General features: G+C 65.4%; 11 protein-coding genes and 2 tRNA genes. 8 read left to right on the top strand and 5 right to left on the bottom strand.

The window, feature by feature from the left end; all coding sequences use genetic code 11:
- Window positions 1-185: 185 nt before the first annotated feature.
- The gene (locus tag ABD088_RS09595) at window positions 186-1217 is read left to right on the top strand and encodes an LLM class flavin-dependent oxidoreductase (protein WP_343901707.1); all 1032 of its coding nucleotides are present in this window, start codon (window positions 186-188) and stop codon (window positions 1215-1217) included.
- A gap of 52 nt (window positions 1218-1269) precedes the next feature.
- On the opposite strand, the gene ABD088_RS09590 is transcribed toward ABD088_RS09595, so the two are convergent.
- The 3 genes from ABD088_RS09590 to ABD088_RS09580 all read right to left on the bottom strand — a co-directional run bounded on the left by ABD088_RS09590 (window position 1270) and on the right by ABD088_RS09580 (window position 5741).
- Window positions 1270-1346 (bottom strand) — tRNA-Val (locus ABD088_RS09590).
- Window positions 1347-1532: 186 nt separating this feature from the next.
- Window positions 1533-3329: an SH3 domain-containing protein gene (locus ABD088_RS09585; protein WP_343901706.1), complete on the bottom strand. Its 1797-nt coding sequence runs from the start codon at window positions 3327-3329 to the stop codon at window positions 1533-1535.
- Window positions 3330-3542: 213 nt separating this feature from the next.
- The gene (locus tag ABD088_RS09580; protein WP_343901705.1) at window positions 3543-5741 is read right to left on the bottom strand and encodes an SH3 domain-containing protein; all 2199 of its coding nucleotides are present in this window, start codon (window positions 5739-5741) and stop codon (window positions 3543-3545) included.
- A 236-nt stretch (window positions 5742-5977) separates the two neighbouring features.
- On the opposite strand from ABD088_RS09580, the gene ABD088_RS09575 reads away from it, so the two are divergent.
- From ABD088_RS09575 to ABD088_RS09550, 6 genes are all read left to right on the top strand, one after another.
- Complete coding sequence (locus ABD088_RS09575) at window positions 5978-6178, top strand: helix-hairpin-helix domain-containing protein (protein ID WP_343901704.1); 201 nt, start codon at window positions 5978-5980, stop codon at window positions 6176-6178.
- Window positions 6175-6930, top strand: coding sequence for an MgtC/SapB family protein (locus tag ABD088_RS09570; RefSeq protein ID WP_343901703.1), 756 nt, complete (start codon window positions 6175-6177; stop codon window positions 6928-6930). The genes ABD088_RS09575 and ABD088_RS09570 overlap by 4 nt, the downstream gene beginning before the upstream one ends.
- Before the next feature lie 136 nt (window positions 6931-7066).
- Entirely contained in the window at window positions 7067-7297 is a 231-nt protein-coding gene (locus tag ABD088_RS09565) for a hypothetical protein (RefSeq protein ID WP_343901702.1), read from the top strand.
- Window positions 7298-7407: 110 nt separating this feature from the next.
- Window positions 7408-9243 (top strand): PAS domain S-box protein, encoded by a 1836-nt coding sequence (locus ABD088_RS09560; protein ID WP_343901701.1) that lies wholly within the window; start codon window positions 7408-7410, stop codon window positions 9241-9243.
- The gene (locus ABD088_RS09555; protein WP_343901700.1) at window positions 9240-10907 is read left to right on the top strand and encodes an NAD(P)/FAD-dependent oxidoreductase; all 1668 of its coding nucleotides are present in this window, start codon (window positions 9240-9242) and stop codon (window positions 10905-10907) included. The genes ABD088_RS09560 and ABD088_RS09555 overlap by 4 nt, the downstream gene beginning before the upstream one ends.
- A gap of 48 nt (window positions 10908-10955) precedes the next feature.
- On the top strand, window positions 10956-11639 hold the full coding sequence (locus ABD088_RS09550; RefSeq protein ID WP_343901699.1) for a TMEM175 family protein: 684 nt from the start codon (window positions 10956-10958) through the stop codon (window positions 11637-11639).
- Window positions 11640-11762: 123 nt separating this feature from the next.
- Here the strand turns inward: ABD088_RS09550 and ABD088_RS09545 are convergent.
- Together ABD088_RS09545 and ABD088_RS09540 are read right to left on the bottom strand one after the other, a co-directional pair.
- A tRNA-Thr gene (locus ABD088_RS09545) sits at window positions 11763-11839 on the bottom strand.
- A 114-nt stretch (window positions 11840-11953) separates the two neighbouring features.
- Window positions 11954-12832 carry a DsbA family protein gene (locus ABD088_RS09540; RefSeq protein WP_343901698.1) on the bottom strand — a complete coding sequence of 293 codons (879 nt, stop codon included), beginning with the start codon at window positions 12830-12832 and terminating at the stop codon, window positions 11954-11956.
- 199 nt (window positions 12833-13031) lie between these two features.
- Here ABD088_RS09540 and ABD088_RS09535 point away from each other — a divergent pair, with 199 nt between their 5' ends.
- Window positions 13032-14522, top strand: coding sequence for an alpha,alpha-trehalose-phosphate synthase (UDP-forming) (locus ABD088_RS09535; protein ID WP_372711209.1), 1491 nt, complete (start codon window positions 13032-13034; stop codon window positions 14520-14522).

The following is a 14522-nucleotide window of genomic DNA, read 5'->3' as shown; positions in this document are numbered from 1 at the left end:
CGACTCCGCAGCGTCAATGGCGACGCCCGTTGGACACCCCAGGAAGGCACCCCACTGCGTCGGCGACAGGCCGTGGTGGCCGCGCCCGGACCAGCCAATCGCAGGCGGTGGCAGGCAGCGGGAATACCCGACGCACCACCGAGGTTATTGTATGCGAATGCATATAAACCACTTCTGGAGGACCCATGACACAACTTGAGATCGGCGTCGAGACGTTCGGCGACGTCACCGAAGACGACGCCGGCACCCTACTCCCCCACGCACAGGTCATCCGGAACGTCGTCGAGGAGGCGGTGACCGCCGAACAGTCGGGCCTGGACTTCTTCGGCGTCGGCGAGCACCACCGCGACGACTATGCAGTCACCGCCCCCGAGGTGGTGCTGGCCGCGATCGCCGCACGGACCGAGAGGATCCGGCTGGGATCGGCCGTCACGGTACTCAGCTCCGATGACCCCGTCCGCGTCTTCGAGCGCTTCGCGACACTGGATGCCTTGTCCAACGGACGCGCCGAAACGATCCTGGGCCGTGGTTCCTTCGTCGAGTCGTTCCCGCTCTTCGGGTACGATCTGGCCGACTACGAGGTCCTGTTCGAGGAGAAGCTGGCCCTGTTCGCCAAGCTGCTCAAGGAGCAGCCCGTGACCTGGAGCGGACGCACCCGTGCCCCGCTGAGCGGCGCCCGCGTCTTCCCGCTCACTGCCGAGGGACTCACCGCATGGGTGGGCGTGGGCGGCAGCCCCGAATCGGTGGTCCGCGCCGCACGGCACGGCCTGCCGTTGTTCCTGGCGATCATCGGCGGGGACCCGTTGGCGTTCGAACCGCTGACGCGGCTCTACCATCGCTCGCTGGAGGAGTTCGGCCAGCAGCCGCAGAAGATCGGCGCCCACCTGCACGGCCTGGTCGCCGACACCGACGAGGAAGCCGCCGAGATCCTCTGGCCGCATTACAAGCGCACCATGGACCGGCTCGGCGCCGAACGGGGTTGGCCGCCGGCCAGCCGGATCCGCTTCAACGCCTCCGCCGGGGAGAACGGCAACCTGCTGCTCGGATCCCCGGAGACGGTCGCCCGCAAGATGGCCACGATCGCCGGCACCCTCGGGCTCTCGCGCATCGACATCAAGTACAGCGCGGGCACGCTCCCCCACGGCCCCATGCAGCGCAGCATCGAGCTGCTCGGCGAGAAGGTCAAGCCGCTGGTGCTGGACATGCTCGCCGGCTGACCCGTCCCCCGACATGCGAAAAGCCCCCGGCAGCTGCCGGGGGCTTCTCGTGTGGTGGATCTTACTGGACTCGAACCAGCGACCTTTCGCGTGTGAGGCGAACGCTCTAACCAACTGAGCTAAAGATCCGGGGTCGCGCGCCGCGGAGGCGTACCTAGAAAGGGTACCGGAGGCACCGCCCGGCACCAAATTCGCGCCGGCGGATTCGCCCACCCCCGACAGGGGACGACGGCGGTGCCTCCACCGCGGACACCGCACCCTGGTGGGGGTGGGCACCCGGGCGGGGACACCGCCGTCGTGCACTCCTGGCTTGACCTATTTCAGGTACTGCGCCGAGGCGTAGCCGGTCTTGCCCTGATAGGTGACCTTGGACCAGCCCTTGGACGTCGAGACCACGGTGACCTTGGCGTTCTTGGGGATGACCAGCAGGCGTGCCGTGGAGGTCGAGGCCCCCTTGCGCAGGGAGAGGTTCCCGGTTGCCTTCCGGGTCGACGTCTTCGCGGGCGCCTTCTTGACCGGGGCCTTGGCCGCTGGCTTCTTGGCCGCTGGCTTCTTCACCGCCGGCTTCGCCGCTGCGACGTTCTTCAGGTAGCTGGCCGAGACGTAGCCGGTCTTGCCCTGATAGGTGACCTTGGACCAGCCCTTGGACGTCGAGGCCACGGTGACCTTGGCGTTCTTCGGGATGACCAACAGGCGCGAGGTGGAGGTCGAGGCCCCCTTGCGCAGGCTGAGGTTGGCACTGGTCTGCTTCGTCGTCGTCTTGGCCGGGGCCTTCTTCACGGGCGCCTTGACGACGGGTTTGGGCTTGGCGGCAGGCTTCGGCGCCGGTTTGGCGGGGGACTTGGGCGGGGTCACGAGGTAGGCCGAGGACGTGTAGCCCGTCTTGCCCTGGTACGTGACCTTCGACCAGCCCGCCGCGGCGGACACCTGGCTGACCTTGGCGCCGGCCGGCAGGACCATCACCACTGCGTCCTTCGTGCTGGCCCCCTTGCGCAGGTATACGGCGGACTTGACCTGCAGCGTTGTCGCCTTGGCGGGAGCCGACGGCTTCGGTGCCGGCTTCGCAGGGGTCGGCGTCTTGGCCGGGGCCTTCACGGGAGCGGGCGCGGTCCGGTTGAAATAGCCGGCGGAAGCGAATCCGGTCTTCGAGCCGTGCACCACCCGCAGCCATCCGTTGGAGGTGCCGGTGACCTTGACGCGCGTCCCCTGCGGCACGGTGCCCAGCACCGCATATCCGGTCGACGGGCCCTGGCGGAAGTTCACGTTCGCGGTGGCGTAGTAGTAGAGGCTGGCGGCGACCGGCGTGACGTCGATCGTCTGCGGGTTGGCTGCGACCCGGCTCGGGGAGACCGTGCCGTGCAGGGCCCAGCCGCTCACGCCATTCGCCGTCACCCGCACGTAGCCGTTGGAATAGGCGCCGGGCACGGAGGTCATCGGTGTGCCCTTGCGGACCAGTTTGACCATCTTGGAGGACGACGACGCGGTGGCCCGCAAGTTCAGGTCGCTCGCGGCCCAGTAGCTGCAGCTGGTGGGCAGGGTGAAGTTGTAGACCGTGGTGGCGTGGCGCTTCATGTCGATGCCGTAGCGCTTGAGCCAGGCCATCGGCTCGATGGTCGGACCCTTCATCCACCCGGCGGACCCCCAGACCTCGAAGTGCAGGTGCGGGGCCGTGGACGCACCGGAGCTGCCGACATCGGCGATCCGCTGGCCGGCCTTGACCTTTTGGCCCGCCCGGACGTACTTCCCGGCGTTGTACATGTGGATGTAGGCCGTGTAATAGGTCTGGCCGCCCAGCACGTGGCGGACGACGATGTACCCGGCGGAGCCGCCGTATGCCCCGTTGTGGGTTGCGGTCACGGTGCCATCGGCCACCACATAGATGGCGCTTCCGTTGGCTGCGGGAAGGTCCTGGCCCAGGTGCATCGTGGTGCCGTTGCGCACCGGAATGCAGCGGGGGCCCTGGGTGGAGGAGAACCGATAGGTGTTGGGTTTCAGCGGGGACACCACGGTGTCCTTGGCCGGTGCCGCGTACGCGGGGCCGGCGCCGAAGGTGCCGGCAATCAGTGCGGCTGCGGACATGGTGGACCACAACAGTTTTTTCGTCTTGTTCATTTTTGCGCTCAACATTCACAGGTCGGGAATAACGGGGTACTGCCCTTGATGTGGATGAAGTGGGCAGCGGAATGGCCGCTTCCCCCCTGCTTGCGGGCAGAGTGCCCCAAGCGGCGCCGGACCACCCAGTCCCAGCGCACTTTGATCATAGGTCAGGTTTGCTGTGGCCGATTCGTTTTCCAGGGTCGGGACGGCCAGGCCCACCCCCTTCCCCTATCGGCCGATCACGCTGGTCACCCAAGAGCTCTTGGTGGCGATGCCCGAACGGAACTTTGAGCCACTGATCGTATGCACCGCCCCGGACAAGGTGGAGGCAGTGGCGGACTTGATGGTCAGGTCGCTGTTCTTGGCGATCTTAACCGCCGTTACGTTACTGGCGCCGAAGGCCTTGGCGACCTGCACTTGGGACGCGGTGTTGGCCCACGACCGGTTCGGATTGCCACTGGAGGCCAGCAGCGACCAATGGTCATCACGCGATTGCAGGTACGCATGGTTGCTCCCCCAGACAGTGGCCGAACTGCGGGTCATGCCGCCGGTGGACGAGGAGTAGACGGCGTCGATCAGCGAGCCGGAATACAACAGCACGGCGCCGGAGACCGGCGTTCCCGCTGCAGTGCGGCGGGTGGTCGCGTCGACCGCTGCCTTCCACCGTTTGCCGTAGTAGGCGTCGGCACCCTCGTTCTCCTTATTCCAGGCGGTGAATTTCTGGGAAGCGACCTCGTCATAGACGTTGCAGTCGCAGTTCTTCTTCAGCGAGGACATGTTCCGCATTGCGTAGGTCCGACCGGCGACTGCCTGGGCTTGAAGGGCCGCCGGCTGCCACGAGGAGGGCATCTCGGCCAGCCCATAGAGGTACTCGTCATTCAGGCGCACGACGTTCACCAGGTTCAATTTGCCCGAGAGGATCCCCACTTCGAGCTTGCCATGACGGTAGTTCACCGTCCCGTAGCCGTCGTTGGCCCGGGGAACGGCGACGGTGGTGGCGTTCGAACCGGAACCCCAGAATCGGGTGTTCTGCCATTGCACCGTCAGCTTGCCGGCCGGAGTGAAGGATTTGGACTCGACCTTCGCGTTCACCTTGCCCGACTTCACCGTTAGGCCAACTGTCCCGGTCGTCGTGGCCAGGATCTTTGATCCATCCAATAACCGCAGCGAACCATTCGCTGCGGTGATGGACGACGACGAGGTAGAGAGGATCTGCACGCGGATGTCAGACGCCGCCCGGGACGTCGTATATGACATCGTCGCGGGGGCGTAGTAGTGGTTCAGGATCGCGCTGGAGCTCCGCCCTTCCAGGGCTTGGCCCTGAGCGCCGTACTGGCTCATGCCCACGCCGTGTCCCCACCCCGCGCCGGACACGGCAAAGCTGGCGGGGACCCGGGTGGAACCAGGTTTGGCCGCTGCCTTGAGGTAAGACGCGGAAACCCATCCGGTCATCGATCCGTACTTCACCTGGACCCAGGTTCCGCTCTGTGCCGTCGAACCGGTCTTCGTGACCGTATCGCCGGTGGGAATTGTCGCCAAGACCGAACCAGCGGGGGCCGACGCGCGCAGGTTGAGGTTGGAAGTGGTGGTGAAGGTGACGGGCGCAGCTGGCTGGGCAGGCGACGGTGTCGGTTTGGACGGTGTCGGTTTCGGCGCCGGAGCCGACTTCGGGGGGGTCGCAAGGTATTTCGAGGGCAGCCACCCGGTCTTGCCGCCCGTCTTGCCCTGGGACCAGGTTCCCTGGGTCGACGTGACGGAGACGTTGGCACCCTTCTTCACTTGCGTGATGACCTTGTACTTCGTCGAGGCTCCGGAACGAAGGTTAACGTTCGTGGTAGCAACCTTGGCCACTGGCTTCTTTACGGGGGCCGGCTTCTTGGCCACCGGCTTCGGTGGGTTCTTGAGGTACTTGGAGGACAACCACCCGATTTTACCGCTGGCCGAGCCCTTGGACCAGGTCCCCTGGGTCGACGTGATGGATACCGTGGTCCCCTTCTTCAGGACCTTGACGACTTTGTGTTTCGAGGAGGCGCCGCTGCGCAGGTTAAGATTCGCCGTCGTGACCTTGTCGATCGGCCTTTTCGTCGGCGCCTTGGACGCTGCTTTCTTCGTGGGCGTCGGCTTCTTCGTGACGGAGGCGGGCTTGACCAAGTACCTCGAAGCCACCCAGCCAGTCTTCTTCCCGGCCGACACCCTTGACCAGCTGCCCCGCGTGGAGGAGACGCTGACCTTGGTCCCTTTCTTCAGCGTCGTCACCAAGCGCGAAGACGTGGATGCACTGGTGCGCAGGTTGAGGTTCGCGGACGTCTGTTTCGCCGTGGAGGCAACCGCCATGTCTGCTGCTGGCCCTCCCACGGAGCCTGCTGCGAGCGCTACGGCCAAGGCGACAGCCGCGACGATCCGCCGGGCCGGGTGGTCGAGTTTCATCAACAGTGTCTCCAATCGGGGGCCACCGCCGGGCGGGGCTACGAGCTCGGCGCTTGCGGCGTGTCTCCGCGGCACCGTGGACCAGTCCGGATACCATTTTGGCCCACGAGCGTCCGGCTGCTACTGTCGACCGCCGTCGGGCAACCGTTAGGTGTGGCGGGCAACCAGTTCCGTCCCCACCCAGCTGGCGCACCAATCCTCAACGCGCGGAGCAGGCATGGGGTAAAGTCCGCCCCATGGAGGCCACACCGGAAAATGACCTGCCGTGGACCAGCGCTCCCGCCGCGCGGGCGCTGGACCATGCCGGCATCAACTCGCTGGAAGATCTGTCTGCGCGATCCTGGTCAGGCATCTCCCGGCTGCACGGCGTCGGCCCCAAGGCACTGCGGATCTGGAAGGCCGCACTAGCCGAGCACGGGCTCGAGGAAAACCCTTGATCCTGGGAGTGGGCACCACTTGGTGGCAGATGCTTATCTGCCTCGCCGTTGCCCTGGTCCTTTCCACGGCCATCGGGTTCGAGCGCCAGCTCAAGGCCAAATCTGCTGGCATGCGCACGCATACGCTCGTCGGCTTGGGCGCAGCCCTATTCACGATCGTCAGCAAGTACGGTTTTGCGGACGTCATTGCGGCTGATGTGCAGGACCACATCAACCTCGATCCATCCCGGGTGGCGGCTCAAATCGTTTCGGGCATCGGCTTCATCGGTGCGGGCCTGGTCTTCGTGCGGCGCAACCGTGTCCGGGGGTTGACCACCGCGGCGTCGATCTGGCTCACTGCCGCCGTGGGCACCGCTTCGGGAGCAGGGCTCGTCATCCCGGCAGTATTTGTAGTCCTCGCGCACTATCTGGTGGCCTACGCCTACCCCTGGATCGTCCGCCGCACATCATTGGGCAACCGAACCGACCATGCGCTGCAGGCGAGCTATGTCGATGGAACCGGCGCACTGCGTTCGATCCTGCAGACCTGCACCAAACTGGGCTTCCAGATCCAGGGGTTCACCACCCAACGCGACGCCGGCAGCGGTGGCACCATAAGCCGGCTCCTCAACGGGGCCGAACGACAGGTGCGGCCCGATGAAGTCAGCGTGGAACTGGAAATCGAGGGCTCCGGGGACCTCAACGTGCTGGTCCACCACCTCTCGGAATTGGACAACGTGACCGGCGTCAGCGTCGAGGACCAGAGCGAATAGATGCCCGCCGGGAGGCAGACCAGCGCCAACACCCGCCCTCAAGTCCAGGACTTTCGCCCCTGCGATAGCATGGCCAAAAGTCCACGTGTCCGGGCATCCAGCTGAGACTCCCGGCCGGCGTTCGCAGGGGGAATCCATGAAACGTCCACACCCGGTAGCAGGCCTCTTCGCCGTCGCCCTGATCTTGTGGGTCATCTCCGTCGCGCTCGGCGTGGTGGCATTCTTCGGCTTCGACGTGACCGCGGATCGATTGTCCGTGCCAACGGCCCTCGCCGGAGCTGCGGCCATCGGCTCGACCATATTTCTCCTCTGGGCCACCTGGCGGGCTTGCCGGGCCCTCGATTTCCTCGTGGCCAACGCGCGGTAGCCGCCTTCTCGGCCCCCATCCCCCACCCCCTCCATTTGTTGTCAAACGGGTGTATATTCCAAGGACCGTCCGCGGTCCGCCGGGCGGAAGGTCCCTGAAGAGGGCGTCCCGTGCCGCACGATGGGCTCGGCATCGATGCATGGCCGCGTGCGGTCGCGGCACGTCTGTTGGACCAAAGCGCTGACTTGGCGTGCGTTGTCGGGTTCGACGGGCACATCCAGGAAGCCACCGGAGAGTGGCGGGAAGTCCTCGGCTGGAGCCCCGGGCAATTGCTCACGCGGCCCCTGACCGACTTCGTCCACCCGGACGACGCCACGCGCACCGTCGAGAAGCTCGAGTCCGCCCGTGAAAGCACTGTGGCCCGCTTCCAGAACCGCTTTCTGGCTGCCGATCAATCCACCCGTTGGCTGTCATGGACCGTCGTAGGGATCCCCGGGGAACAATGCCTCCGCGCGGTCATCCGCGATCTGACTCCCCAGCACGACGCCGAAATGCACGTGCGGGAGAGCGAACAGCGGTATCTGGACCTCATCGAATCCGCACACGACATCGTGCAGAGCATCCTGCCCGATGGCCACTTCGGATTCGTCAACCGCGCCTGGCACGATCTCCTCGGCTATGGCCCGGAGGAACTGGCCGGGTTGACCCTGTTCGACATCGTCGCCGAAGTGGACCACAACCATTGCACCCTGCTCATCGGCCAGATCATGAGCGGGAAGTCGTTCGATCGCGTGGAGGTCACCTTCGTGGCCAAGGACGGACATACGTTTCCGGTGGAGGGTAATGCGACGGGCCGGTTCCGGGACGGGGTCTTCGTGGCGACGCACACCTTTTTCCGGGACGTCAGCGATCGCAAGCAAACCGAGGCGTTGCAAGCTGCCTACCAACGACAGTTGGAGGAAGAGGTGGCTGAACGCTCGGCGGCGCTTATCCAGAGCGAAAAGCTGGCCACGCTCGGACGGCTCAGCGCGGGGCTGGCCCACGAATTGAACAATCCGGCCGCTGCGGCTCGGCGCGGCGCCGCCCTGCTGGAAGGCGCTTTCACGAAGACCTGTGCTGCACTGCTCACACTGGCCCAGGCGGCACAGGATCCCACCGAAGCGGGGCAGCTGGCCGAACTCATCGAGCGTGCGGCGAGCCAGACGGCGGGTGCGGACCGGCTCGATCCCGTCAGCCGAGGCGATCTCGAAGACGACGTGGAGACCTGGCTGGCCGAGCACGGCCTCGACGAATCCTGGGATGCTGCAGGGCCGCTCGTGGACCTGGGGCTGGACCCCGAGTCACTGGACGCCCTGGCGGGTTCCTTCGAACCAGCCCATCTGGGAAGCACCATCACCGCCCTGGCAGAGGCACGAACCGCTTACGGGCTCATCGCGCAGATCGGGCACGGCTCGGCGCGGATCTCCGAAATAGTGGGCGCACTGAAGGACTACAGCTACATGGATCGCGCGTCGGTGCAGGATGTCGACGTGCATGAGGGTTTGGACGGCACCCTCGTCATGCTCCAGTCCAAGCTCAAGCAGGGCATCGAGGTCGTCCGCGATTATGATCCCGACGTGCCACGGATCGAGACCCTGGGCAGTGAGCTCAACCAGGTGTGGACCAACATCATCGACAACGCCGCCGATGCCCTCGGCGGATCGGGGAGCCTGACCATCCGCACCCGGGCGGAACGTGAGGGGGTTGCCGTCGAGATCGAGGACGACGGTCCAGGCATCGACCCCGCGACGGTCGGCAAGGTGTTCGATCCGTTCTTCACAACCAAGCCTCCGGGGCAGGGGACGGGTCTGGGCCTGAACATCGTTTTCAACATGATCCGCGGCACGGGAGGAACCATCGACGTCCATTCTGTTCCCGGATGCACCGTGTTCCGGGTCTGGCTACCTCCCCGACGTCCGGTCTCCGATCAAACGCCCGAGGCCCCCTCGGCCAGGGGCCTCCCATGACCGAGAACCAGCCCACCCCGCTCCGCCCGGTCATCCTCGTCGCCGACGACGAACCGGCGGTGCTCGGCGCCGTCCGCGGCGACCTGCGCAGCCGGTATGGTCGCCATTACCGGATCCTGACAGCTTCGGGGGGCGCCGAAGCGGTCCAGACGCTCCACCAGCTGACGGTGCGCGGTGATCCCCTGGCCATCGTGATTTCGGACCAGCGCATGCCCGACGTCAACGGGTCGGAAGTGCTCACCAGCGCCCTGGAACTATTCCCTGGAGTACGCACTGTCCTGCTCACCGCCTACGCCGACACCGACGTGGCCATCGGTGCCATCAACGAGCTGCATCTGGACTATTACATCCTCAAGCCCTGGGATCCGCCCGAAGAGCGACTGTTCCCCGTTGTCGACGATCTGCTCGGTGACTGGCACGCCCACCACCAGCCACCCCAGACGGTAACCCGGGTGGTCGGGAGCCGCTGGTCGGCCAGTACCCACGAGATCCGCGACTACCTGCAGCGCAACCAGATCCCCATGAAATGGTTCGACGTCGATGTGAGCCAGGAGGGCCGGCTCCTCTCCGAGGCGGCCGGGGCAGACGGTCTCCCTCTGGTGATCACACCCACCGGAGACACCCTCCACTCCCCCACGCTCGCCACTCTGGCCGCCGCGCTGGGCCACAAAACCCATGCCGACGCCGAATCCTTCGATCTGGCGATCGTCGGGGCGGGCCCTGCAGGACTCGCGGCCGCCGTCTACGGAGCCAGCGAGGGACTGCGCACCATCTGCATCGAACAACTCGCCCCCGGCGGACAAGCCGGTCAGTCATCGCGCATCGAAAATTATCTCGGCTTCCCCAACGGCATCTCGGGATCCGACCTGGCCCGCAGGGCGGTGACCCAGGCGAAACGATTCCACGTGGACGTGCTCTCCCCCACCGCCATCGTGGGACTGGACCTCACCGGCCCCTACCCCCGGCTGGAGCTGGAAGACGGTGCTGCGGTCAGCTGCGGCGCCGTCATCCTCGCGTGCGGGGTCGCCTATCACAGCCTCAAGGTGCCCGGCAGCGCCGGGTTGGAGGGACGCGGTGTCTTCTACGGTGCAGCACTGAGCGAACGCGATTCTGTCCGGGACGAGGACATCGTCGTGGTGGGTGGCGCGAACTCGGCAGGCCAAGCGGCCGTCTTCTTCGCCGGGTACGCGAGATCCGTGACAATCCTGTGCCGCGCCCCGGAACTCGACGCAAAAATGTCCGCGTACCTGGTCGAACAGATCGCCGGGCACCCGAACATCTCGGTCCGCTGCGGCGCCTCGGTCCACTCAGTGGATGGAGGCGAGCGGCTCAGGACCGTCACGGTCCTCGAGGCCGGCACGGGATCCACCGAAAATCTCTCCGTCTCGGCACTGTTCGTGTTCATCGGGGCATCCCCGCGCACCGACTGGCTGCCTCCCCAAATCCTGCGCGACTCCCGCGGATTCATCCTCACGGGCCCCGCGCTCGGCGACCAACGCCATCGCACTGCCGACGGCGAGCGCGATCCGTTCCTCTATGAGACGAGCGCACCCGGAGTGTTTGCCGTGGGCGACGTGCGGGCCAGCTCGATCAAAAGGGTCGCATCGGCGGTCGGCGAGGGATCGGTCGCGGTCCAGTTCGTGCACCAGGTGCTGCGCAGTTGAGCGCAGATCATGCCTTGTGGCGCGGTTGCGGTCGTGCCTTAATGACGTATGAGAAGCAAGCATCCACCCGTCGGCCCGCCACGGGAAATGTATGGGATCGGCCGGGTCGAAGCATTCTCCGACGGCGTCATCGCCGTCGCCATCACGTTGCTCGTGTTGGACCTACGGGTTCCGGAGCCCGACGGTAGCGAAGACCTCGCTGCCAGACTCCTCAACTTGTGGCCCAACTACTTGGCATATGGCATCTCATTCCTGGCCATCGGCATCATGTGGATCAACCACCATGCAGCGCTCCGGAGGCTGAAATCGGTGGACCATGCGGTGCTCGTGGTCAATCTGTTGTTGCTGATGTGCATCGTGGCGTTGCCTTTCAGCACGTCACTCTTCGCCACGTACCTCGATGCCGACTCCGGTGGACATCTAGCTGCCGCGATCTACGCCGGTTCGTTCCTCGTGACATCCGCCGTGTTCCTGGTGCTGCAATTCCTCGTTCTGGTGCGCCGTCCGCATCTCCTGCGCGGTCCACTGACCCGCGGTCAGCAACGCTCGTTGCTCTTGCGCGCGGCCATCGCCGGCCCCACGTATCTTGTGGCGGCGCTCTTGGGGTTGATGAGTCCGTACCTGACGCTGGCGGTCTGCATCGCGCTGGGGATCTTCTACTTCATCCCTGGACGGCCGACCAGTCCCGACGTTCCTCAACCGACATCCGATGCGGAGACCGCAGAGTCCTAAACGAATAGGTAGGACTTCGACTCGAGAGCGGTACTAGGTTCCCTGGGGTACTGCACACCGTGGGGATTCGTGGCTGTGGTTCGTCGCCAACATGCTTTCGAGCGTCGCCACGCGGTTTCCAAGTGGAGCCCCCTGCCGGATTCGAACCGGCGACCCCCTGTTTACAAGACAGGTGCTCTGGCCAACTGAGCTAAGGAGGCGGATCTGCCGGGCGACCGGCAGCATGAACAAGATTAGCCCAGGTGCACTCTTGACCGGAAAACGGATGGCCCCGCCGAAGCGGGACCATCCGTCGTAGCGCTGGGGCAACCGGTTTACTTGCTGTCGGCCACTGCCTTGTCCAGCAGTTTCTGCAGGTCCTCGGACTGCATGTCCCAAGCCTTGCCGTTGATGTAGACGGCGGGGGTACCGCCGACCTCGTATTTGTTGAACGTGGTGTTCACGTACTGGGCCCAGGGGCGGAACTTGGTTCCGTCAGCGCAAGAGGAGATGTCGCCGGCCCCGGACTGCTGGGCGATGTCGGCAAGCTTGGCGTTGGGCAACCCCTCGCTGCCTTCCTCGGGCTGCTGTTCGAACAGGGCCGTCAGGTAGGCGTTGAAGGCCTCGGGCTTGGAGTCGGCAACGCAGGCCACGGCGTTGGCGGCTCGCGAGGAGTAGTTCGTCGGCGACGTCCGGTCTAGGAACGTCGCGATCCGGTACTCCAGGTCGATGTCGCCCGCCTTGGACATCTTGGACAGCTCGGCACCATATTGCCCCTCGAACTGCTTGCAGACGGGGCAGCTCATGTCGGCGTAGATGACGACGTGGGCCGGCTCCCCCTTCTTGGCGGCCTTCAGGCCTGCCGGGGCCTTCTTGCCGTCGGCGCCCTTTCCTGCCTCGGGGATCTTGTTCATGTCCACTGTGGCAGCGGGTGTCTCGGCCAGCCCGTCGGCGGTCAGTGAGTAGCCGCCGTACTGGTTACCGTGAGCGGGCGCCGGCCCGGAAGCAGCAACGTCGCCATTGTTGTTGTTGTTCTGCACAACGATCGTCACGATGACGGCAATGATCACGATGACGGCCACGACGACGCCGAGCTTCAGGAACAAGGACTTGCGCTTGGATGCGGCCTGCTGCTGTTCGTAGACCTTGCGAGCCTGCTCCCGGGCGGTAGCAGTCCTCTCGGCCTTGTTGGGCCGCGGGGCGTTTGAAGCCATGAAAGAACATTCCTTCTGTGGAGGAGTCGGTCGGGGAATCCCCATCTAGTTTAGGGCACCTTAGCTGTGTGTCTCCCGTGAACGGCATCCGCTCTTCGACGCATGACAATGCACGGTCGGCCTATGCCGCATAAGCTCAGGGCAACAGAGACCGCCCAGCAGGCCAAGGAGGCAAGCCGTGTCCGACACCGTGAGCAGCATCCAGGATCCCCGTAGTACGGCGGCGTCCCGCGAACGCCGCGCGCCCGTTACCGCTCCGAAGAAGGCCGTGACCGGTGACTTCGATTTCATCGTGGTCGCCAACCGGCTCCCCGTGGACCGCGTCACCACGGTGGACGGCACTGCCGAGTGGCGCCGCTCCCCCGGCGGTCTGGTCACTGCGTTGGCGCCCGTCATGGCCTCCACCGAGGGTGCGTGGGTCGGTTGGCACGGAGCCACCGACGAAAAGCTCGACGAATTCAACGAGGACGGCATGCACCTGGTCCCGGTGCCGCTGAGCCAGGAAGATGTCGAGCTGTACTACGAGGGGTTCTCCAACTCGACCTTGTGGCCGCTCTACCACGACGTCATCATGCCCCCGGAGTTCCACCGCACGTGGTGGGACCGCTACCGCGAAATCAACGTGCGCTTCGCCGAGGCCGCGGCTGCCGCCGCTTCGAAGAACGCCACTGTGTGGGTTCAGGACTATCAGCTCCAACTCGTCCCGCGCCTTCTACGGGCCATGCGCCCTGACCTGAAGATCGGATTCTTCAACCACATCCCGTTCCCTCCACTGGAGATCTTCGCCCAGCTTCCCTGGCGCCACCGGGTGTTGGAGGGAATCCTCGGTGCGGACCTGATCGGCTTCCAGCGCCAGTCCGATGCCAACAACTTCCTGCGCTGCGTACGCCGCTACCTCGGCTTCACGGTGAAATCCCAGCGCGTTCACGTCCAGGACGAGGACGGCACACCGCGCAGGATCGCCCGCGCCGAGGCCCACCCCATCTCCATCGATTCCGCCCTGATCGACCGGTTGGCGCAGGACCCCCAGGTGTTGGCGCGCTCCCGGGAGATCCGGGCCGACCTCGGGGACCCCGAGGTGATCCTGCTCGGCGTGGACCGACTGGACTACACGAAGGGCATCAGACACCGCATCAAGGCCTTCGGCGAGCTGTTGGCCGACAAGGAGCTCAAGGTCGGACAAGCCACACTGGTCCAGGTGGCGAGCCCGAGCCGCGAACATGTTGACCACTACATCACCCTGCGCGAGGACGTGGAGGGCAGCGTCGGGCGGATCAACGGCGAGTACGACACCATGAGCCACACCGCAGTGCGCTACCTGCACCACAGCTACCCGGTCGAGGAGATGGTCGCCCTGTACCTGGCCGCAGACGTCATGCTGGTCACCGCATTGCGGGACGGCATGAACCTGGTAGCCAAGGAGTACGTGGCCGCCCACGCCGACAATCGCGGCACCCTGGTGCTCAGCGAATTTGCCGGCGCCGCCGACCAGCTGCGCCACGCCGTCCTGGTGAACCCGCATGACATCGACGGGCTCAAGGAATCGATCATGGAGGCCATCCGCATGCCGGAACAGGAATCGGCCCGACGGATGCGCATCATGCGCCGTCAGATCACCACCAACGATGTCGCCCGCTGGTCGCAGAATTTCCTCGATTCACTGGCTTCGGCCGGCACCGAGGAGGACTAG

The sequence above is a fragment of the Arthrobacter rhombi genome (assembly GCF_039526245.1).
GTDB lineage: Bacteria > Actinomycetota > Actinomycetes > Actinomycetales > Micrococcaceae > Arthrobacter_H > Arthrobacter_H rhombi.
This window is presented reverse-complemented; position numbering and strand designations above follow the sequence as displayed.